The 20,567-nt window shown below is 52.3% G+C and carries 20 protein-coding genes and 1 pseudogene; 11 read left to right on the top strand and 10 right to left on the bottom strand.

Translation table 11 applies throughout. The features are described 5' to 3' along the window. Position 1 precedes the first annotated feature (1 nt). The 9 genes from LBW88_RS14805 to LBW88_RS14765 are packed head-to-tail and all read left to right on the top strand — an operon-like array spanning position 2 to position 8,429. Positions 2–1,306, top strand: coding sequence for an anaerobic sulfatase maturase (locus tag LBW88_RS14805; RefSeq protein ID WP_224933333.1), 1,305 nt, complete (start codon positions 2–4; stop codon positions 1,304–1,306). Then, a complete protein-coding gene (locus LBW88_RS14800) occupies positions 1,290–2,282 on the top strand; it encodes an AAA family ATPase (RefSeq protein WP_224933334.1) in 993 nt (330 codons plus the stop codon). Before LBW88_RS14805 ends, LBW88_RS14800 begins: the two co-directional genes overlap by 17 nt. Then, positions 2,282–3,208 carry a DUF58 domain-containing protein gene (locus LBW88_RS14795; RefSeq protein WP_224933335.1) on the top strand — a complete coding sequence of 309 codons (927 nt, stop codon included), beginning with the start codon at positions 2,282–2,284 and terminating at the stop codon, positions 3,206–3,208. The genes LBW88_RS14800 and LBW88_RS14795 overlap by 1 nt, the downstream gene beginning before the upstream one ends. Beyond that, positions 3,189–3,629: a DUF4381 family protein gene (locus tag LBW88_RS14790; protein WP_224933336.1), complete on the top strand. Its 441-nt coding sequence runs from the start codon at positions 3,189–3,191 to the stop codon at positions 3,627–3,629. The genes LBW88_RS14795 and LBW88_RS14790 overlap by 20 nt, the downstream gene beginning before the upstream one ends. Beyond that, positions 3,622–4,599 (top strand): VWA domain-containing protein, encoded by a 978-nt coding sequence (locus tag LBW88_RS14785; protein WP_224933337.1) that lies wholly within the window; start codon positions 3,622–3,624, stop codon positions 4,597–4,599. Before LBW88_RS14790 ends, LBW88_RS14785 begins: the two co-directional genes overlap by 8 nt. Continuing rightward, positions 4,596–6,095, top strand: coding sequence for a VWA domain-containing protein (locus tag LBW88_RS14780; protein WP_224933338.1), 1,500 nt, complete (start codon positions 4,596–4,598; stop codon positions 6,093–6,095). Before LBW88_RS14785 ends, LBW88_RS14780 begins: the two co-directional genes overlap by 4 nt. Then, positions 6,092–7,108, top strand: a complete 1,017-nt coding sequence (locus LBW88_RS14775) for an oxygen tolerance domain protein (protein WP_224933339.1) — start codon at positions 6,092–6,094, stop codon at positions 7,106–7,108. Before LBW88_RS14780 ends, LBW88_RS14775 begins: the two co-directional genes overlap by 4 nt. Next, complete coding sequence (locus LBW88_RS14770) at positions 7,105–8,097, top strand: HAD family hydrolase (RefSeq protein ID WP_224933340.1); 993 nt, start codon at positions 7,105–7,107, stop codon at positions 8,095–8,097. The genes LBW88_RS14775 and LBW88_RS14770 overlap by 4 nt, the downstream gene beginning before the upstream one ends. 17 nt (positions 8,098–8,114) lie before the next feature. Then, the gene (locus LBW88_RS14765) at positions 8,115–8,429 is read left to right on the top strand and encodes a YicS family protein (RefSeq protein ID WP_224933341.1); all 315 of its coding nucleotides are present in this window, start codon (positions 8,115–8,117) and stop codon (positions 8,427–8,429) included. 33 nt (positions 8,430–8,462) lie between these two features. Here the strand turns inward: LBW88_RS14765 and LBW88_RS14760 are convergent, their stop codons facing one another. The 10 genes and pseudogenes from LBW88_RS14760 to LBW88_RS14715 form a co-directional block, all read right to left on the bottom strand. Beyond that, entirely contained in the window at positions 8,463–9,533 is a 1,071-nt protein-coding gene (locus tag LBW88_RS14760; protein ID WP_414004091.1) for a membrane-associated sensor domain-containing protein, read from the bottom strand. A gap of 136 nt (positions 9,534–9,669) precedes the next feature. After that, positions 9,670–10,317, bottom strand: coding sequence for an anti-sigma factor domain-containing protein (locus LBW88_RS14755; RefSeq protein ID WP_224933343.1), 648 nt, complete (start codon positions 10,315–10,317; stop codon positions 9,670–9,672). After that, complete coding sequence (locus LBW88_RS14750; RefSeq protein ID WP_224933344.1) at positions 10,314–10,868, bottom strand: RNA polymerase sigma factor; 555 nt, start codon at positions 10,866–10,868, stop codon at positions 10,314–10,316. Before LBW88_RS14750 ends, LBW88_RS14755 begins: the two co-directional genes overlap by 4 nt. Positions 10,869–10,911: 43 nt before the next feature. After that, positions 10,912–11,475, bottom strand: a complete 564-nt coding sequence (locus LBW88_RS14745; RefSeq protein ID WP_034827547.1) for a fasciclin domain-containing protein — start codon at positions 11,473–11,475, stop codon at positions 10,912–10,914. A 148-nt stretch (positions 11,476–11,623) separates the two neighbouring features. Beyond that, the gene (locus LBW88_RS14740; RefSeq protein WP_224933357.1) at positions 11,624–11,818 is read right to left on the bottom strand and encodes a hypothetical protein; all 195 of its coding nucleotides are present in this window, start codon (positions 11,816–11,818) and stop codon (positions 11,624–11,626) included. Further along, positions 11,809–11,853 (bottom strand): hypothetical protein, encoded by a 45-nt coding sequence (locus LBW88_RS26640; RefSeq protein ID WP_353604888.1) that lies wholly within the window; start codon positions 11,851–11,853, stop codon positions 11,809–11,811. The genes LBW88_RS14740 and LBW88_RS26640 overlap by 10 nt, the downstream gene beginning before the upstream one ends. Before the next feature lie 353 nt (positions 11,854–12,206). Next, entirely contained in the window at positions 12,207–13,079 is an 873-nt protein-coding gene (locus LBW88_RS14730; protein ID WP_224933345.1) for a hypothetical protein, read from the bottom strand. A 1,104-nt stretch (positions 13,080–14,183) separates the two neighbouring features. Continuing rightward, positions 14,184–15,225: pseudogene (locus LBW88_RS14725) on the bottom strand (IS110 family transposase). 454 nt (positions 15,226–15,679) lie between these two features. Then, positions 15,680–17,095: a DUF1254 domain-containing protein gene (locus tag LBW88_RS14720; protein WP_224933346.1), complete on the bottom strand. Its 1,416-nt coding sequence runs from the start codon at positions 17,093–17,095 to the stop codon at positions 15,680–15,682. A 47-nt stretch (positions 17,096–17,142) separates the two neighbouring features. Beyond that, entirely contained in the window at positions 17,143–17,925 is a 783-nt protein-coding gene (locus LBW88_RS14715) for a hypothetical protein (RefSeq protein WP_224933347.1), read from the bottom strand. A 293-nt stretch (positions 17,926–18,218) separates the two neighbouring features. Here LBW88_RS14715 and LBW88_RS14710 point away from each other — a divergent pair, with 293 nt between their 5' ends. Together LBW88_RS14710 and LBW88_RS14705 are read left to right on the top strand one after the other, a co-directional pair. Continuing rightward, positions 18,219–19,736, top strand: a complete 1,518-nt coding sequence (locus LBW88_RS14710) for a DUF1254 domain-containing protein (RefSeq protein ID WP_224933348.1) — start codon at positions 18,219–18,221, stop codon at positions 19,734–19,736. 251 nt (positions 19,737–19,987) lie between these two features. Then, positions 19,988–20,443, top strand: coding sequence for a hypothetical protein (locus LBW88_RS14705; RefSeq protein WP_224933349.1), 456 nt, complete (start codon positions 19,988–19,990; stop codon positions 20,441–20,443). Positions 20,444–20,567 lie beyond the last annotated feature (124 nt).

Raw genomic sequence — 20,567 nt, 5'->3', positions numbered from 1 at the left:
CATGAAACACAGCACCACGCTGCCGCTGCGCCCGTTGCCCAGCGCCACCCAGTACAGCGGTAAAGGTCCTGTTTACACCCGACGCTTCCACGTGATGGCCAAACCCACCGGCTCACGTTGCAATATCGACTGTAATTACTGCTTTTACCTGCACAAAGAACAGCTGCTGCATCAGGATCACAGCGGCATGAGTGATGAAGTCCTCGAAGCCTTCGTGCGCCAGTACATTGACAGCCAGGATGGCGATCGCGTGGTGTTCTCATGGCAAGGCGGCGAGCCAACGCTGATGGGATTAGGCTGGTTTGAGAAAGTGGTGGCGCTGCAACGTCAGTATCAAAAGCCGGGGCAGCGGATTGAAAACGATCTGCAGACCAACGGCATTTTGATCAACGACCATTGGGCCAAATTTCTCAAAGAGCACCATTTTCTGGTGGGATTATCGATTGATGGGCCACGCGAATTGCACGACCGCTATCGCGTGACCCGCAGTGGCAAACCTACGTTCGACAAGGTCATGGAAGGCGTTGCGGCTTTGAAACGCCACGGCGTACCTTTTAACGCGCTGGTCACAGTTAATCGCACCAATGCGCGCTTCCCGCTGGAGGTTTATCGTTTCCTCACCCGCGAACTCGGTGCCACCTATATCCAGTTCAATCCCTGTGTCGAGCCCGTGGACTTCAAGCAAACCGCTCCACAGTTCTGGCACGATGATTCGATTCCCATTACCGGCACCCGAAGGGCGAAGCCCGGCGATTTGGATTCCATCGTCACCGACTGGTCGGTCGATCCCGAAGATTGGGGAAAATTCCTGATTGCGACCTTCGAAGAGTGGGTGAATAACGACCTGGGCCGTGTGCAGGTCAACCTGTTCGAAACGGCGGTGGCGCAGACCATGGGCATGCCCGGCCAGATTTGTGTCACCTCAGAGTTTTGCGGTAAAGGGCTGGCGATTGAGAAAAACGGCGATATCTACTCGTGCGATCACTACGTCTACCCGGAATATCAACTCGGTAATATCAAACACACCAAACTCGGCAGTATGGCGTTTTCCGAGCGGCAGAAAGGCTTTGGCATGGGGAAACGCGATACCCTTCCCGCCGCCTGCAAACGCTGCCCCTATCTGAAGCTGTGCTGGGGCGAATGCCCTAAAAATCGCATTGTCCGCAGTGAGGAAGGTGAATTAGGACTGAATTACCTCTGTCCTGGTATCAAAGCCTTTTTCGACTTTTCACAGCCGATCCTGGTGGGCATTGCCACGCTGCTGCAGCCTCAACGCACGGAGGCTGAACATGGCGCTGCGCGATAAACTTCTGGCGCTGGAAAGCGACATGAATCAACAGGTACTGGGTCAGCAGGATCTGGTGCGAATGTTGATTATTACTCTGTTATGCGATGGACACGTGCTGCTGGAGGGCTTGCCGGGTCTGGCGAAAACCCGCGCCGTGCGGGAACTGGCACGCCATCTCGACGGGGAGTTCAAACGTATTCAGTTCACGCCGGATCTTCTGCCATCCGACATTACCGGCAGTGAAATCTATCAGCAGAATGCCGTGCGCGAAGAAGATCAGTTTCGTTTCCGTCCGGGCCCGGTGTTTGGCAATGTCATTCTGGCCGATGAGATTAACCGCGCTTCGGCGCGGGTACAGTCGGCGCTGCTGGAAGCGATGGAGGAGCGGCACGTGACGGTGGCCGGAAAAAGCTGGCCGCTGCCCGGCGTATTTATGGTGTTAGCCACGCAAAACCCGGTGGATCAGGAAGGCACCTGGCCCTTACCTGAAGCGCAACTGGATCGCTTTTTAATGAAAGTACTGGTGGATTATCCGTCAAAAGAGAATGAACAGCGCGTGATGCAGTTAGTGCGCGCCGAGCAACAAACAAAATATCAGGGTGTGACCACCCCTCACCATCAACCTGACGCCGCACGTTTGAGCCAGCAGGAGATAGCAACCTGCTGGCAGGCGATCTCAGATGTTTACGTGGCGCCAACTATTGAAAGTTATATTGTTTCACTGGTGGAGATGACGCGCCATCCCGCTCAGGTCAGTGACACCTTTGCCAGTTACGTCGCGCTGGGAGTCAGCCCGCGCGGCACGCTGGCGCTGGATCGTGCCGGTCGGGCCCAGGCCTGGCTGGAAGGGCGCGATGCGGTGCTACCGGTTGATATTCAACGTGTCGCCCCTGCGGTATTACGCCATCGGCTGATGTTGAGCTATCAGGCCAGCGCCGATCGCGTCACTGCCGATGACGTGGTGAAGATGCTGTTGGATGCAGTGGTGGCCTGATGGAGGAATCGCTCACCGTCACGATGCCGGGTTTACTGGCGCTGGCCGCCGATGCACATCAACTGGCTAATCCGCCGGGCCAGTTGCCGCCTGGCGCCATGGCCGGTGAACGCGTGTCACGCCAGCAAGGGCGCGGCCTCAATTTTGACAGTTTACGTCGCTATCAGCCGGGTGATGATGTGCGTCTGATTGACTGGCAGGCCACGGCGCGATTACGCACGCCATGGATTCGACTTTATAACGAAGAGAAAGAGCGCCCGATTTTTATCTTGCTCGATCAGCGACTGGATATGTTTTTTGCCACGCGCGGTCAGATGAAGTCAGTCGCTGCCGCTCATATCGCGGCCCTGCTCGCCTGGCGCTGCTGGCATGATGGCGATCGCCTCGGCTACGCGTTGTTTAATGACGACGAGTTATCACTGCAACGCTGCCGATCTCCTAAACTGGCACTGCAACCTTTACTGGCCGATATCGTGCGCTTTAATCAGGCGCTGCCCACACGCTATCCGCAGGAGCCCTCTTCCTCATTGGCCCTGCACGAAGTGCTGCTGCGCGCACAAAGTCAGATCCCTACCGGCAGCTGGCTGGCGCTGATCAGTGATTTTCACGATCTGGATAAACACAGTGAAGCGCTGATCGCCGCGCTGCGCCGTCGCGCGGAGATCACGGCATTTGTCATGCTGGACGATTTACACTTGCGGCTGCCCGACAGCGGTAAACTGGCGGCGCGCTATCAGGATCAACATGTCGCTTTCGCCCTGACACCCGGTTTGCGCGACCAGATAAAAAATAGCGTCAGCGCGCGCCTGGCGCAGCAGCAAAATCGGCTATCGCGACTCGGCGTGGAGGTCCGGCATATCGTGGTGGGTAATCCGCTGCTGGCGCAATTACTGCGGGGGGATGATCATGCTGGCAAAAGGCTTTAGCGTCCCTGCGCTGCAAAATCCTGATTTACCTCAGTCTATTTCCTGGCTGCCGCTGCCCGTCGGCTGGTGGTGGCTGCTCACGGTGCTGCTGGTGTGTTTACTGGCTTTCCTGCTGGTGCGATCCGCGCGCTGGTATCGCAACCGCTGGCGCAGAGAAGCTCGCGTGGCGATCGACCACACTACCGATGTCGATAGCTGGCTGGAGCTGATCAAACGTATTCATCTGGTGCATCAGCCCCGCACACTCATCAGTCAGCAAATTGATGCCACGACGATTCTTCATGGCGTCACGCTGGATAGCGCGCTGCATCAGCAACTTTGCACCCGATATTGTCAGCAAAACAATGTGTTAAGCGAAGCCGATAATCAGCAGATGCGACAGCAGATGCAACGTTGGCTGGAGGCACTTCCCGATGTCTGAACTGCTAAGCCGCATTGATTTTGCCTGGCCGTGGGCCTGGATTTTGTTGCCGCTACCGCTGATTGGCTATTTTTTACCGCCCGCCAGACCACAGGTTGCGCAGGAAGTCAGAGTGCCTTTCTTGCCGCCGCTCATTGCCGAACTGGAACTGGATAACCCACCTCCCGCTCGGCGCCCACTTCAGACATTGCTGTTCTGGTGCAGTTGGATATTGCTGATCTGTGCACTGGCGCGGCCAGAGCTGTTACTTCCCCCACAGATGAAGACCCAACCGATGCGCAATTTAGTGTTGATTCTGGATGTCTCCGGCTCGATGGAAAAGAACGATGCAGGCAATGGCATCACACGGTTACAGGCTGTGCAGCAATCGGTGCGCAACTTCGTGCAACAGCGAAAAGATGACCGCATCGGCCTGGTGATTTTTGCCAGCAGCGCCTGGCCATTTGCGCCGATTAGCGAAGATAAATCAGCGTTGCTGGCACGGCTGGATCAACTTTCCCCCGGCATGGTGGGCCAGCAGACGGCCATCGGCGATGCACTGGGCGTTGCTGTAAAACTGCTCGATAGCACTCTGGAACAAGATGCCAGCCGCATGGCGATTCTGTTGACGGACGGCAACGACACCGCCTCGCAACTGCCACCGGCGATGGCCGCGAAGCTAGCTGCCGCCCACCATGTACAGGTCGACACCATTGCATTCGGCGACCTGCAGGCCAGCGGCGACGATAAAGTGGACGTGGCGCTGATGCGCCATATCGCGCAGACCACAGGCGGCAGCGCGTTTCAGGCGGCAAACTCTGGTACGGCGCTGCAAAGCGTATGGCAGGCGATCGATGCGCAAACGCCAGCGCAGGTGAAAACGCTGGGCTCAGCCCTGCGCCAGCCACTGTTTGCCTGGCCGCTGGCCCTTGCCATGCTGCTGATGCTATCGATGTCCGTGCTGGGTCACCTGCGGGCGCGTGCCTCATGAACGCGTTCCACGTGCTGCACCCCTGGTGGCTCATCGGGCTGCCGTTGTGCGTGGTGCTGGCCTGGTGGCTGCGTCAGTCAGACAGCCAGTGGACGCGCATCCTGGATAAACCGTTTCATAGGCTGATTATCGGCCAGCGCCCGAAATCCCGTGTATTGCTCCCCTGGCTGCTGGCGCTGGGTTGTGTTGCGCTGGCCGGCCCCAGTTGGATGAAACAGTTGCCTGCCGATCAAATCCCGCAAAGCAATGTGATGGTGATCCTGCAACAAGATCTCAGCATGCTGGCGCAGGATCTGCCGCCAAATCGCCACGAACGTATGCAGCACAAGCTGGCTCTGCTGATGCAGCAACTCCCCGGCAGCCGCTTTGGTTTAGTGGTTTACCGTGCGGGCGCCTGGCTGACTACGCCAATGACCAGCGATCCGGCATTCTTCACCCTGTTTCTGCAGGCCCAGCAGCCCACACTGTTGCCCGATGCGCAAGGTGATGGATTGCAGGCGGCCATGGCGCTGGCTGACAAAAATCTGCCTCCCTCTCCACGATCTATCCTGCTGATCGCCGACAACCTGAGTGCCACAGACGTCACCTGGCTCAGTACCTCGACCTTGCCCATCCAGCTTTGGGTGCCAGGTACGGCACGCGGCGGCGTGTTGCCCGAAGCGCTCGCCCAGCGCGGTATCGATACCCGGCTCAACGTCGCGCGTTTCAAACAACTGCAACAGAGCGGCATGCCAGTCACGCTGGCGACCACCGATGACGACGACTTGCGGGCTGTGCGAAATCACATTCAGCAAAACTTTATCAATCAGCAAAACGATCGTGAAGATCTTCCATGGCTCAACAGCGGCTACTGGCTGATTCCGCTGATGCTGGTGCTGTCATTGTTATGGCGGCGACAGCTGGCGCTGATGTTGATCCTGATACCGCTCGCTACGCTTGCTCCACCCGCCCATGCCACCTTAGTGGATAGTTTTATTAGCCCGGATATGCAAGGACAGCGCGCTTTTGCAAAAGGCGATTACCGCTCCGCAGCCGCGCATTATCAGGATCCTCTCAGGCGCGGTATCGCCTTCTATTACGCCGGAGAATTTGCCTCAGCCAGCGCAGCATTTCGGCTTGTTCCTCCTTCACCTAAATCCTTGCTGTGGACAGGCAACAGCGAGGCGCAACAGAAGCACTGGCAGCAGGCGTTAAATAATTATGATCAGGCTTTAAGCTTGCGACCTGACTGGGCGCTGGCACAGCACAACCGGGCCAGCATCGCCAATATCATCATGCAGCTTCGGCAGAAAGAGCGAGAAAGGCAGGATGAGCAACGCAAAGAGCCGGATGAAACGCCTGACGCAATTAAAGAAGATTTGCAGAAAAATCAGGGCGTCAATCAGCAGGATATGCAGCCCGTGCAGGCGTCACCACAGGTCAATCAGTGGTATCAAAATCTGACGATTTCTCCCAGCGGCCTGCTTGAAAACCTCTATCGTTCGGAGCCGCCATGAGAGCGCTACTGTTGTGCCTGATCATGCTGGCGCTGCCGGTGCGCGCCGCCATGGATGTGACCCGTGAACTGGTGGTGCCGGATCAGCTGGTACCAGGTCAACCGCTGCGCGTTGCCATCACATTCTGGACTGACAGCTGGTTCAATCCGCCTCCTCAATGGCCTGATTTTCCGGTGGAAAATGGCGCGCTGCTGCCGACAAAGATCCCTAATCAGTTAGTGAACCGCAACGAGCAGGGCGTGAGCTGGAGCGGCATACGCATGGAACGTCAGCTGATGGCCTGGGATCAGGGCGCGCTGCGCATCCCGGCGCTGGACGTCACGCTGCAGTCCGCCGGACAAGCGCCGAAAACCGCCACACTTCCCGCCCTGGAAACCACGGTAAACTGGCCCGCCGATGTTGAGCAACCAGACCGTTTTTTGCCCGCCTCCAGCCTCGCCCTGACGCAGAAAATCACCTTATATCGTGCAGTGAATGACAACACGCTGCATGTTGGCGATGTGATCGAACGACAGATCACGTTAGGTGCACATGATGTCATCGCGGCGCAAATCCCTGCGGTTCTCATCGATTTACCCGGTTCGACCACGCAGAAACTCGACGACGTAAACACTCCGCTGGTCGAAGGTCGCGATGAAATCGTCGGCACGCAGCGCGTCGAACGCCTGCGCTATTTACCTGATACTCCCGGCACGCTGGTTCTGCCCGCGATAAAACTCCGCTGGTGGAACACTACGCAACACCAGTGGCAGTGGGCCGAATTACCAGGTGCGCGTTATACCCTCCAGCCCGCGCGCGCCGCTGGCGCTGAACAGACGTTGCAATCAACGCGCGCAATGCCCTGGTGGCAGGTTGCGATGATCGTTGTCCTGATCATGGGATTCGCCGCCGCACTGTGGTTCACGCGCCCTCTGCTGTGGCGCGCGTTATGTTATGCCATTCGCGCCTGGCAACGCCTGTGGCATGTCACCGTCCTGCCTTCTTTGCTCCCTCAATCCAGGAGAAAGTCATGAACGTAAAATGTCTGTTAGCTGCACTGCTGTTGTGGCTGCCCGTCGCGCAGGCTGATGATCTCTCAGCATGGCGGGATAGCGCAGCAAAACGCGCCATCGTGCAGTGGGTTCAGGGCGCTACGCTCTCCGGCGGCAATGCTTTTATTCCAGAAAATCAGCGTTATGTGGTGTTCGATAATGACGGCACCTTGTGGCCAGAAGCGCCGCTGACCTTTCAACTGCAATTTGCGCTGGATGAAGTGAAGCGTCTCGCCCCTTCCCATCCGCAATGGCAGCATGATCCTTTAGTACAAGCCGTGCTGGCCGATGACAAAGCGGCATTGCTCAAGGCCGGAAAAAAGGGGCTAATACATCTGCTTGAACTGACGCACGCCAATATGACCACCGATGAATTTACGCAACGCGTGCAGCAGTGGGTCGACACTCAGCGTCATTCCCGTTTCGGCTGCCGCTACGATGCGCTGGGTTACCAGCCTATGCGCCAGTTGCTGGATTACCTGCGTAAAAATGGTTTTAAGACATGGATTGTTTCCGGCGGCGGTATCGATTTTATGCGAGTGCTGGCTGAGAAAATGTACGGCATACCAGCGGAAAACGTGATTGGCTCATTTTCACTGGCTGAATTTAGCCTGAGTGATAATGGCACTCAGTTGCGGAAAACAATGAACGGCGCCTTTTATGATGACGAGGCGGCAAAACCGGTGGCCATCCATCTGTTCCTGGGCCATCGGCCGGTGGCTGCATTCGGCAACAGCGATGGAGATGTGCCGATGCTGCAATACACCTCCTCCAACCCCAATGCGAAAACCTTCGGCTTATTGGTGCATCACACTGATGCGCAGCGGGAATATGCTTACGACGCGCATCCTCCGGCCAGCGGTAAGCTGATCTCCGGACTGACACTCGCTCCACGCTATGGCTGGACTATAGTGGATATGCAGCGCGACTGGCTGAGCGTTTTTGACCCGACCTTGTGTAAGCCTGAATAACGTCTAATGGAGGCATGATGATGTGGAAAATTGGTTCTTGTTCACTGCTGGTAATGATCTCGTTTCTTGCAGTGGCGAAATCCCCTTACAGCAACCTGTCCTATGCGTTGCGCGAGCAGCAGATCATTACTGACCTGCGCGCTCACTGCCATCTGGCGCAGGATATTCCCAACGAACGCATTAAGCAGGTATTTCTTAACAGCGCGGACAATCATGATGCCATCGTGAACGCGGCGGATGCGCTGAAAAAGAAAAATCAGGCGGGTTATCATCAGCACATCGAACAGGTGAGTTGCCCGAAACTGGCGATGTTTGCGCCCGCTAAACCTTAGTTTGTTGAGTAGTGATGCGCGATTCCTGCAACGTCACCGCGCAATACCATTGCGCCCGGCTTGCTTGGCACGATATAGCGCCGCGTCGGCCGCAGCAATGAGATCCCTGGCTGGCGTATGGCCCGTTGAAACAGCGATGCCCATGCTGACGGTGACCACTGAACTCACGTCTGACGCAGCATGCGGGATCGCAGTGGCAATCAACCTGGCTTTAATGCGTTCCGCCACCGTCATGGCCTGTGACATTGCCGCTTCGGGAAGTAGCAATACAAACTCTTCACCGCCGTAACGCGCCACCAAATCTTCAGGTGTGCGTACAGAGAGATTAAGCACGTCGGCAATCTGGCTCAAACAACTGTCGCCGGCCTGATGACCATAGTGATCGTTAAAGCGTTTGAAGTAATCGACATCCAGCATGATCACAGCAAGAGGCTTTTGTTGAGACAGCATTAATGCCAGGTAATCATCGAGTACTCGTCGATTGGCTACCCCCGTTAAGGCATCCTGGTGTGCCAACATTTCCAGACGCGATATCAGCAACTGGTTGTCACTGTGGCGCTGCCAGGCCAACGTAAACCATCGTTGCAGCAGCAGACTGCCGGAGATCAGGATCAGACAAAAGAACAGCCAGATCAGTAAGAAATGGGTATTAATCCCCTGGTTTAGATGCAGACTTGCCAGCAATAGCGCCCCTAAAATCGGCACAATAAACAGGAATAATGTGAGGGGGAAAACATACAGCGCAGCCATCGCGGACAGCATCAACATCACGCTAAACGGATAAGCAAACGGTAATTGCCACTCGGCAACGAACTGATAAGCACAGACTGACCAGAGCACGCCTTGCCAGCACAACAAAATGGCGAGAATGAGTTTGCTGGTGGCCAGGGGTAATCGTCGTCTTTTTACGATCAGAATTGCTACCAGTGCCAGGACAATAATGCACAGCATGGAGCCGTCCACTGCCCATAGCGTGTGATGACTGGCCGGGAGATTTTGGTCGTAGCCTGGAAACAAGCTATTGCGTAGCAGGATAATGATGGCAAAACCGATGTTAATAAATCCCAGCCAGAGCAAATTCAGCGACAAGGCGTGAGCAACCATCTCGTCGCGTGTGTGCCAATCCTGTTTATCCCAATCGTCTTTCCTGCGTTGCAATGGAACCATGGTGTTATTCCTGACGACCTTGTGCCCATTAAGTGTATGTCAGAAATAAGATAACGCGTGCCATCCCAAAGGATTAGAGTAAACCGCTATACAATACCGGTCCCGTTGGTAATCCCGTCGGCGAACCGCCTTGTGGTTCCAGACTGATAGCGATGGTGCTCCCTGACGCCAGCGTTTTATTGTCCAGCTCAATCCGGGTGGGCGCATTGTTAGCCAGCAAGCCTAATGATATGGGCTGCTTGCCAGCAGGAATCAGCCAGAGTTGCAGGCTATTTGCAGCGTTGAGAGCGACAGGTTTGAGCGGAGTGAGTTGTAATAACTGACTGTCGCTGCTGCGGCTCACGACCCATTGCCCCTGCTGCTGCGCATCGCCAAGAATGATCAGCGGCGCAAACTCATCCGGTCGATGGTTGTAATATGACACCAGCGTGAATGCCGCAAGTCCCGCTGCAACCAGCCAACCGACGTAAGGATTGGCACGCTTCACCGGCGTTTTGGCGGGCAGACTTAAGGTGATTTTTTTCCAGACGCGTTCAGGCGGTGTTTGAGGCCGCAAATGCGTATCTAAGCCGGTTAACATCGTCTGCCAGCTGGCAACTTTCGCAGCGAGTTCAGGCTCCTGCTGTAGCCGCCGTTCAAAGCGCAAACGGGCATTGCCGCGCAGTGTTCCCAATGCATATTCGGCCGCGAGCGCGTCATCATGTTGCTTGTTGTTATTCATAGGCCCACGCACTCCCGAAGATGCTCCATCGCACGACGGATCCAACTTTTCACTGACCCTACCGGCTGCTGTAACCAGGCTGCAATATCGCTATGCGACATCCCCTGATAGTAAGCCAGCGTCACACTTTGCCGCTGCTCACTGCTGAGGTGCTGCAAGCAATGTTGTAAACGGGCCGCCTGCGAATCATCGAACGGCTGCTCTGTATTATCAGTATCCGTTTCCTGAGTACTGTCACTGTATTCCTCTGACGCCAGCGCTTCACGTGCCTGCCCACTGCGCAACCAGTCGATACAGCGGTTACGCACAATATGCGTCATCCATGTCATGGGCGCGCTGAGTGCGGCATCATAGCTGTCGGCTCGGTTCCAGATGGTGAGGAAGCAATCATGCAGCACTTCTTCCGCCCATGCTGGCTGACGCAAGGTGCGCAATGCAACTGCAAATAAATGCGGAGAAGTGAGTCGATACAGTTGTTCAAATGACGGGCGATCGCCTTGCGCAATCGCCCGCAATAATTTCACCTGCTGTTGAGCCAAAACGTTATCCATGTTTTTCCCGGAAGGCATTGAAATGCCTTCCGAGTATAGACAATTACTTAGGCATCAGGACGGTATCGATAACATCGATCACACCATTTTTCTGGTTCACATCATAAGTACTGATATTGGCCACATTGCCCATACCATCCTTCAGCTGAATATTGTGAGGACCGTTGCTCATAATCCATAAAGGCTGCCCGTTAACGGTTTTCAGTTCCGCGTGACCGCCACCTTGTTTGATTTTCATCTCCAGCGCTTTCATGTCGTATTTACCAGCCACGACATGATAGGTGAGGATGCTCGTTAGCTTGGCTTTGTTTTCTGGTTTCACCAGATTATCCACGGTACCCGCAGGCAATTTTGCGAACGCGGCATTGGTTGGTGCGAAGACGGTGAAGGGACCTTTGCCCTGCAGCGTGTCGACTAATCCCGCCGCTTTTACTGCTGCTACCAAAGTGGTGTGATCTTTAGAGTTGAGGGCATTTTCAATGATGTTTTTCTGCGGGTACATGGCGGCACCGCCGACCATAACAGAATCAGAATTCATGGCTGCGAAGGTGGTGGCAGTGAACATTAACGCACCTGAGATGACTGCAGTGGTGATTAGCTTTTTCATCATAAATCCTCGTTGTAGGGGAGCGAAGGAGTTGCTCACAACGGGATATACGTAAGGAGGGTCACAACTGGATGCAGGGTGGAGAAAATATTTTTAAAAAAAATCACAAGACGGCCAAAACAGCCGTCATGTGTGCAGTCATCTGCGGTTAAATCTGGTCTTCTGGCTCGAGCGCGTCCTGAATCGCATCCGCCAGGTTGGAGATCTCATTGGCAACCGCCTGAAGATCCCACGACGCTTTTGAACCGCTGGCAGAGGTTGAGGCACTGACGGATTCCTTCGCCACAGCTAAAGCGGCCGCCACAGCTATGGTCCGCTTATATTGTTCCGGCGTCATACCCATTGGGGGTGGTGCAAAGTAGTCATTGACCATTTCATCTCTCCGTTTACAGCGTTCAATAAAAATAAATCCTGCGTGCATTATCAGGAAATTGAGCGCGAGTGCGACTAAAAGTTCACGCCGGGCGTGTGGCCCTCGCTGTCGCTGAGTCAAAACGTCCCCTTTTATCATAGAAGAAACCTACACCGGGGACGCGACGAACTTATGTCGTTGTGAGTCATGCAAATGGTGCACATTTGCTGACTTGATAGGCGGAACAGCCAGACAGGAAGTGATGGTTGTGGGGGGAATAATAGAAGCATCGATAATGTCGGATGTGTTCATTTCAGCACATAAAAATCCTAAGTTATATTAAGTTAAGACGCTTATCGGCACTGGCAAGTGATTAGCACTATATGAATTTCATCAAAAATCTGACCGGTTTAATTTCGAGCACTTTACTCCAGACGTTTTCGAGATCAACAATACCTGCCAATGCCAGCAGGACAAGAACGATGATAGCCAACAGAGCCGTCAAGACAATAGTCAGCCTGAAGATATTATTTTGAACCCTGGATTGGTGTTTACTCAAGGACAATTCTTTTTCATAATCCACAATAGTGTTGATCGACTTGCCTTGTATATAGAAAAGCCCCTCAAACTCACTCAAATCATCGGTTATAACCAATGAATCCAGTAGCAACCTGAGCTTGACTTTATATTCCTCCTGCCGAATGTGCTTATACCATAATCGGCCATGAATAATACTCAGAATATCATGCTCGCTAAAGCCATTAGTTTGACGACTTGGTCTAAGTTTAATGTGCTCACTGAGCATTATTTTCAAAATGGCGCAACGATCGTGACTGAGGCTTAGAGTATTGGAGGTCACCAGTGAAATAACCCCACCCTTCCCCTTGGATATCATGCTTTTTAAAAACAACACCTTAGTATATTTATCCAGTACAAAAGCCATTATACTATAATATACCGCCGAACTATTTTTCCTATAATGAATGATTTCACATTTCATTTTTACAATGGTTGGTAAATCAGCTTCGACCATCTTGTTCTCTTTTGTCTCAAGCAAAAGTACATGTTGGATTGTTTTCATGTGGTCATACTGATTCCCTGATAGAAGATAACGAGTGTCCTCAGTGTCGCTGAAGTAGACGGAAAAGTAGTTGTAAGGAGATTCAGTTTGGCTGTTAATATCTTTAATGAACAGAGGTATAAATTTCTTCCAAAGTTTGACCTCAAGGCTATTATATTTATTACGCAACATAAAACCATCCTTAGGAATTATCTGATTTTAATAGGTTTATGGTTCGGTACTTTAGCTCCGTTCAACACCTTTGACAGAACAAAAATAAACCTTTTTCATAGACACCTTCTTCAACCCCAACACTTTGAAATATATGGATATACCCCCCACCTGCATTATGGTGATATTTTCACCAAAATCATCAAAGTGTTAAAGAATGTTCTCTCAGCTAATCACTCTGGAACTGATCCATCAAAATTCTGCCATTCTATAGTAAATTGAATAACCAAATGCCTAAGATTGCCACTTAAAGCCAATGTAATAACATTACAATAAATGTGCGAAATACTTACCACCAATCCTATAACACATTGAAAATCAATAAAAAATATAACTAAACATCGATAGTGGTCAATTGTAATTAGTTGATTCGCATCAATATTTGAATAAAAAATATTAAAAATCATCACTAATGTTTGATTAAGCCCAGCGGTGTACTACGATTAAATCGAAATGTTTCATTTCACTTCCCATTTCGCCATTAACTACCAGTCATTAGTACTAAACAACTCCAATCTTGCTGACCTTTTAGTCATTTAATTCAATCCTTTAGATATTAATCTTCAAGGACACTCATGAAATCGAAGCCTTTAATTTTGGATGTGTCGACAGCCCCTTCGTTGACTTCATTATCATTTATTCAAGCGGAAGATGACATAAGCTCAATGTCTTGTTGTACATATAAACCCACCCGATACGACATGCAATAAAAATCACACTCAATGATTAGCCAGATTAAGTTGCAAATGAAATCAATAGGCCAGAGGTTTTTATGAAATCACTGCTTAAAAAATTATTTCTTTCAAGTGTCATCGCACTTCCAATAAGTATATATGAGCACCTCCCGTATGCCAGGCAGTTGTGGGGTGATGACATTAAGGCGATTGCAGTTATATATTCGGCCTTGCTGCGTCAGCCTGGGCTGTCGCGGGCCCTAATGATTTCCGCTGGCGCACGCCTCATTACCTTTACGAACCCGCAGTTCGATACTTTTTTCAGGTTTAGTGCGCCCCGGTCTGACCTGTCATGTCATTACTTACAACTACCCGCGCAATCGCAGGAGACTTACTGATCTTGAATGTTTAAACGCTGCACCGTTTCTGGCGGTGCTTTGATATACGGCTTATTGTGTGCCAGAACTGCCCATATGGTTCTGGCCATTTTGTTGGCCAGTGCGACTGATGCAACGTTTACTGTCCGTCTCTTGAGAAGATTGGTTACCCACGCCCCCGGTTCGTTAGCATTTTGAATAACGCTGTGCGCACCGTTAATCAGTAGTTTACGCAGGTATTTATCACCTCGCTTGCTGATGCCCTTCAGTACCACTTTGCCGCCTGTACCGGTTTGTCTTGGAACCAGACCTATCCAGGCCGCAAACTCCCGTCCTGAGCGAAATGCACCGGCGCTTCCCATTGCTGCAATGGCCGCTGTTGCTGTCAGAAAACCAACGCCGGGAATATCGCTGATCGCTCTTACACCGGGATCATCTTTGCTTAGCGATTTGATTCGTCGCTCCAGTGCAGAGATACGATGCTCAAGGCGTTCAATTTCCGCGAGCTGTTCACGCAGAGTTTCAATGAGTTCAGCAGGTAATCTCTCCTCCAGACGCACCAGGATGTCAGGCATGCTGCTGAAAAGGCTCGCTCTGCCTTTGCGCATAACTTCACCATACTCAGCCAACAATCCGTGCAGTTCATGGACCTGCATCTGCCTTGATTTAACGAGGAGAAATCGCACTCTGTGAAGTGCCAGCATCGCCTGCTGCGCTTCCGTTTTCACCGCAACAGCTTTACCCGGCTGCTGAGCAGCGCGCCAGATTGCTTCAGCGTCTGCCATATCATTTTTGTTACGTATATTGAACACTTTCACATAGGTAGGCGCCGGGCATCAGCTTGACCTGATGTCCCAGAAGACTCAGTTGCCGGGCCCAGTGATGAGCGCCTCCGCTGGCCTCCATACCGACTAAACGGGGCTTCCGGTTCTGAAAGAAGCTCAAAAACGAGGTGCGTTTAACCGCCTTGTTGATCACTTCTCCGGTTTCAGTATCCACATAGTGAAGCTGAATAACGTTTTTGGCGATGTCAGCGCCAACGACCATGCTGTTCATGTTCAGTCACTCACTTACAGACGTTTAATGAAATTATGGGCGTGTAAGGTCGAATGGATTGCGACACGGGCTACAAGGCTGGAAGCTATCTAACGAGATAAAGGAGCAGACAAAGTTAGAGAGGTAACTACCTGTTCAAAATAACATTTCATAACCAGTGATGAGGTCAATTTGTTGTTGTAGAGTCATTGCATAACTGCTTTGAGCTAACAGTGGACGTTCGCTTCAGCTCAATTCTTTGGTTTATGTGCTAACAAACTTCAGCATGCCCTCAGACAACTTAATGACTGATGCTGTGATGAAATAATTAAGGCAGTTCATGTTCTTTAACTTTCTTTTGTAAAAACCTGATAACTTCACAAAGCAATCACGTTTACTCCTCAATGCTCCAAAAAATTAATATCGGTAAACAAAAGTTAAGCGCTGAAGCAGACTGCATCAGCGCTGTTACACATTATTTTTTAACGACTTCAGGTAATTTCCAGCTGCCATCCATTACCGATTCTTTCGGCTGATACATCCTGAACAGCAGATAGAAATTTTTCTCAGGGGCGGGTAGCCAGTTTGCGTCAGGTTCAGTGGGTTTGGAATGAGACAGGATGATATTTATTTTACCGTCTTTGCCTTTAATCAGGCCGGGTGTGTCAGAACCTACTTTGAACCGGTTAAGGGTGTTAGTTACCAGCATTTTATTGCTGGCGTCATACATCGTAATAGACCAGAACGCATTAACCGGTGGCTCAGAATCCAGCGTCAGCGTATAGCTGCTGGCGCCCGTAAGAGCATGACCTTCACTGTCATTGTAACGGATAGGATAAACAGCCTCTTTTTCCCCCTGTCCACCCAGATAAGGCCCTGCGACCAGCGCGCGCAACGGGTAGTTATAGCCAAAGTCATCAAGTCCTTTCACATAGCTCCAGCCCTGGCGTACTTCCGAGGTGCTGACCAGCGTGGATACAGCTACGTTTGGCGCATCCATCACGCCACGTTTAACGCCTTCAATGATGGGCGGTGGGATATTATCCGTATTAAATCCTTTCTCCGTCAGACCGAAGCGGCTGAACTGACCGAACATCCCCGTGTCCTGTGGCTTCACCGGGTTTGATTTCATGGCGAAGGCGAGCTGGCGGAAGAAATCCAGCCCGTCGTTTTTCAGGGCTGGCATCGGAGGCAGCGTGTCGTGATAGACCTTGCCGCTGGCCGACTCAAGATGGAAAGCCTTCTGTAATGCACGAATGGGCGCCATGTCTTCCCCTTCACTCACTCGCATGCGTCCCCATAACCAGATCTTGTTTGTTGACACCTTCAGTACGGTCGCATCGGCGGGAAGAGCCCCGGTCCATCCCGGAGGGACAAACACAAACTTACCTGCTCCGGTGCCGGTCGTGCGCCGGCCGATATAGTGCTCCAGCTCCTGCCACATATTGAATACGTCCACGACATAGTAGCGATCGTGCACATCCGGCACCGTCAGAACATAAGGCTCATCGAGCTGAACCACGGCGCTCATGTAAAGCGTATCGTTATTCGCCGTCGGCATATCTTTTGCCGCAGGCGTGGCCAGCTCAGTTGCCCAGCCAATCTGGTTAAGCGGCGCGCGGTAACTGGTTGGCGGTTTGGGCGATGGGACATCGGTGTATTCCCTGACTATCTGTTCCATGCGCACAATCGGATAGCCCCATCCCCATGCCGCTACAGCTGAGCTGTATCCGTCGACCTCCATACCTTTTTTGAAAACTTCCGGAGACCCCTGAAGCGTCAGGACAGGATCCTGATAGGCAGGCTCGGTCGCCTGCGCTGTGACGGATATCAGGGAGCTGGCGATACCGGCCAGTACCAGCGTGGTTAAGATTAGCTTTCTGCTTTTCATACCGAGATCATCCTTTAGTGAACGTATAAAGCGGTTAACAGAGGCTTTCAATCCATAAACTGCAGGTTAAGCCCGAAAAAAATCTGCCATCGCGGCTGGCCCGGGCCCCGATCTGCGACGCTGCCCTGTGGCTCAACAAACACGTTATAGACGGTCTTACCTTGTTTAATAATCTGGCCCACGCCGAGGCCCAGTGGCACGCCGTAGCTGTCATTCTGGAAGTTGTAATTCCAGATAGGCGCTGAACGCAGGTAGGTGCCACCACCCAGCTGGTAGAAAACAAACGGCTGGAATGCACCAATGTTCACGTCGCTGCGGTCACTCTCTCCGGCAAAACTGTGCTGCCACGAGGCCAGATAGCCGTACTGAATGGTTGGATTGCTGGCGTCAAACAGCACGTTCACCAGTCCGGCAGACCACTTTTCGCTGCCAAGTGAATGATCTGATGCCGTCGGAGCCGTGATCTGTGGTCCGAAACCAAAGCTCACCGCCGGATTGCCGGTATCGAACAGATAAGCGGTGAAAAGGTTAAGGTCGCCAAGACCGGTCTGATGCGCACCGGAAGGGGGGGAGGGATAAGTGTTCAGAGGCAAAGAGGCGCGGAGGATCCAGTTTGTTTCGCCCAGGGAAAAGGGTTTCGCATAGCGTAACCAGAACTGATTGGCGTTTTTATCACTCTCGCTGACATCACCAATGTAGTAGTTCTGCATATTAAAGGCGGTCATGTTGGCGAGCGGATTGTTCGCCTGCGCCGAATCCTGGCCAGCCGCATAAAGCGGTCCTGACATCAGGAGGAGCAGAGATACAGATAATTGTGTCTTAACGTTCATTATGTGTTCCTCTGTTGCAGAGAAAGACTGAGACCGCGTTACAGCTGGCGGGAAGCTTGATAACGATGAATGCGATAATGAGTGTGAAATCTGAAAGCCATCACGGCTGGCTTATTTTCAGATTGAGTATAGTCATAACTCAAATTTTCATGCTGTTTCAGAACATTGCTCAAATCTGAAATTCTTCCTAGACTCACCTCCAGAGACAAAACACGCCTGCCGGATCCGGTAAATCTGTTCGGGTTCTGTCACGGTCAGCCGCTTAAACTTCCCTGCGTTTTTACGGAGCCGTCATGACTGATATATCCAGAAGAACGTTTTACCGCCTGATGCTGGGTACCGCTGCAGGCCTGGCCGCTTTCAGGCATCTCCCGGTTGCTCATGCCGGTCCGTTAAATATCCCGATCAGCAGGGGCGCAGGGGACAAAGGTGAAACTCAGGGAGGCATGCCGCCTGCCGGCGCGGTCTGCTCCGTTTCTGATTTTGCCTATCAGCTTAAATATCAGCGTGCCTTTGAAGCCGTGCTGTGGAATATGCCCGCCGTGGCTATATACAGCTTCAGGCGTGCGGCTTTCAGCGACCTCGGGATGAAGGACAATGACATTGTGGCCTATTCCCGCACCGCCACACCTTTGCTGGAAGCCATCACGGCCAACAGTACGACACCCTATATCACAGCGTTCACTGACCTTCAGAAAGGGCCGGTAGTGCTTGAAGTCCCTGCCTCGGGGGAAGAAGGCAGCCTGTACGGGCAGATTGTTGATGCCTGGCAGTTCACCATTGCTGACGTCGGTCCCGCCGGTATGGACAAAGGAAAAAGCGCCAAATATCTTCTCACGCCGCCGGGCTATGAGGGCGCCATCCCGCAAGGTTATCTGCACGTGCCGTCACCCAACTACCGCATTGCCTTTGCTTTTCGCTCGGTACCTGCCGCGGGTAAATCTGCGGACGATGCATATCAGTATTCGAAAAAGCTGCGCATGTATTATCTCAGCGAAGCCGGCAGCCCGCCGGCGCAAAAATTTGTCGATCCCAGTGACAGGGTTTACCCCACGCTACCTTTTTACGATGAGCGCCATTTTGAAGACATGCATGCCGTGCTGAGTGTGGAGCCAGTCCGCGAGCAGGATAAGGTGATGATGGGTATGCTGACCTCTCTCGGCATCGAAAAGGGTAAACCTTACAACCCGGATGATGTGACGAAGGCGGCGATGCGTCAGGCCGCTGTCGACGCATGGTTTTTCATGCAGCAATGGTACGACAATTTTCCCCAGGACAAGCTCTACTGGCCTGACAGGCATTACGCTTCTCTGCTGCAGGCGGATAAGAACAACCGGTTCACGTTTACCTATGAAGACCGGATTGATCTCATCAATCGTGCAGCGGAATATTTCTGGTGCACTTATATGCCTGAACAACTCTCTGCTTCACCCGCCACGCAGTACCTGATGGCGCTGGCCGATGCTGACGGGGCCCCGCTGCGGCCCGGTGAGAATTATAAACTCGACGTTCCCGCCCAGATGCCGGTGAAACAGTTCTGGGCGCTGACCGTGTATAACCGTGACACTATGTCGTTTATTTACAGTGAAAGCGGTAGAACTACGCTCTCATCCTACGACCTCGACAGGATGCAAAAGAATGGTGATGGCGGCGTGACCCTTTATATCGGGCCTCATGCGCCAGCAGGTCTGGAAAATAACTGGATCCCGACTTCTGGCAAGCGACCCCTGCCGGCAATGCGTTTTTATGGCGGGACAGATGCACTGAACGACAAGACCTTCAAGATGAGCGATTTTCAGCACATAGGTTAAATAGTTGAGCTAATCAATTTAAGCAGAAATATGCATAGTTGAAGACGTGTGGATACGTTGTAATGAGTAAACTAGTTAATTGAAGCGATAAAAATCATGTGTGGTTTGTATCCATCAGGTCAACTCACAGCACTAAGCGGACTGTCACTCCACTCAGAATAAAATGTTACCTACTCCATGTGGTGGGAGGTGCTCATACCATTACCTTTGGCGCTGAAGGGGGCGGAGATTCTGCGCAGGCAAATAACCCTTTGGCCAATATGACCGCCTTCAATATGCAGAACTACTATATCGGTGATGTGAGCGGCAGCGATAAAGATGCCAATCAATTCTGGTTCCGTTATGCCCAACCTTTCTCTCTGGGTGAAAGAAAATGGCTGTTGCGAGCCTCTCTACCGATTAATACCTGGTCTTCTGTCCCCACCGGGGGACACCAGACAGGTTTAGGCGATCTCAACCTGTTTACCGCATGGTTAATCGATACGGGAAATCCGGCTGTCAGTTTTGGTTTTGGTCCACAATTGACCGCACCAACCGCGACACAGGACGAGTCAGGCAGTGAAAAATGGTCTGCTGGTTTAGTGAACGTACTTTTCGACGCCAGTTCACCCCAATTCCAGTACGGCTATTTGGCCTCCTGGCAGCATAGCTTTGCGGGAGAGAGCAATCGCAGCGATGTTAACGTCGCGGCTTTTCAGCCTTTCTGATCCTACCCGCGAATAGTGGACACGAGACTAAGTGAGTAAACTCTCAACCAGAGGTGACTCACATGACAAAAACAGTATCAACCAGCAAAAAGCCCCGTAAACAGCATTCCCCTGAATTTCGCAG

This window comes from Pantoea sp. alder81 (assembly GCF_020179835.1).
Lineage (GTDB): Bacteria > Pseudomonadota > Gammaproteobacteria > Enterobacterales > Enterobacteriaceae > Pantoea.
This window is presented reverse-complemented; position numbering and strand designations above follow the sequence as displayed.

Coding starts and splice junctions, on each gene's coding strand:
- LBW88_RS14765 (WP_224933341.1), top strand. CDS start 8,115: ATGATGTGGAAAATTGGTTCTTGTTCACTGCTGGTAATGATCTCGTTT.
- LBW88_RS14780 (WP_224933338.1), top strand. CDS start 4,596: ATGAACGCGTTCCACGTGCTGCACCCCTGGTGGCTCATCGGGCTGCCG.
- LBW88_RS14785 (WP_224933337.1), top strand. CDS start 3,622: ATGTCTGAACTGCTAAGCCGCATTGATTTTGCCTGGCCGTGGGCCTGG.
- LBW88_RS14745 (WP_034827547.1), bottom strand. CDS start 11,475: ATGAAAAAGCTAATCACCACTGCAGTCATCTCAGGTGCGTTAATGTTC.
- LBW88_RS14795 (WP_224933335.1), top strand. CDS start 2,282: ATGGAGGAATCGCTCACCGTCACGATGCCGGGTTTACTGGCGCTGGCC.
- LBW88_RS14715 (WP_224933347.1), bottom strand. CDS start 17,925: ATGAACGTTAAGACACAATTATCTGTATCTCTGCTCCTCCTGATGTCA.
- LBW88_RS14805 (WP_224933333.1), top strand. CDS start 2: ATGAAACACAGCACCACGCTGCCGCTGCGCCCGTTGCCCAGCGCCACC.
- LBW88_RS14760 (WP_414004091.1), bottom strand. CDS start 9,533: ATGGTTGCTCACGCCTTGTCGCTGAATTTGCTCTGGCTGGGATTTATT.
- LBW88_RS14790 (WP_224933336.1), top strand. CDS start 3,189: ATGCTGGCAAAAGGCTTTAGCGTCCCTGCGCTGCAAAATCCTGATTTA.
- LBW88_RS14800 (WP_224933334.1), top strand. CDS start 1,290: ATGGCGCTGCGCGATAAACTTCTGGCGCTGGAAAGCGACATGAATCAA.
- LBW88_RS14740 (WP_224933357.1), bottom strand. CDS start 11,818: ATGGGTATGACGCCGGAACAATATAAGCGGACCATAGCTGTGGCGGCC.
- LBW88_RS14730 (WP_224933345.1), bottom strand. CDS start 13,079: ATGTTGCGTAATAAATATAATAGCCTTGAGGTCAAACTTTGGAAGAAA.
- LBW88_RS14755 (WP_224933343.1), bottom strand. CDS start 10,317: ATGAATAACAACAAGCAACATGATGACGCGCTCGCGGCCGAATATGCA.
- LBW88_RS14710 (WP_224933348.1), top strand. CDS start 18,219: ATGACTGATATATCCAGAAGAACGTTTTACCGCCTGATGCTGGGTACC.
- LBW88_RS14720 (WP_224933346.1), bottom strand. CDS start 17,095: ATGAAAAGCAGAAAGCTAATCTTAACCACGCTGGTACTGGCCGGTATC.
- LBW88_RS14770 (WP_224933340.1), top strand. CDS start 7,105: ATGAACGTAAAATGTCTGTTAGCTGCACTGCTGTTGTGGCTGCCCGTC.
- LBW88_RS14750 (WP_224933344.1), bottom strand. CDS start 10,868: ATGGATAACGTTTTGGCTCAACAGCAGGTGAAATTATTGCGGGCGATT.
- LBW88_RS14775 (WP_224933339.1), top strand. CDS start 6,092: ATGAGAGCGCTACTGTTGTGCCTGATCATGCTGGCGCTGCCGGTGCGC.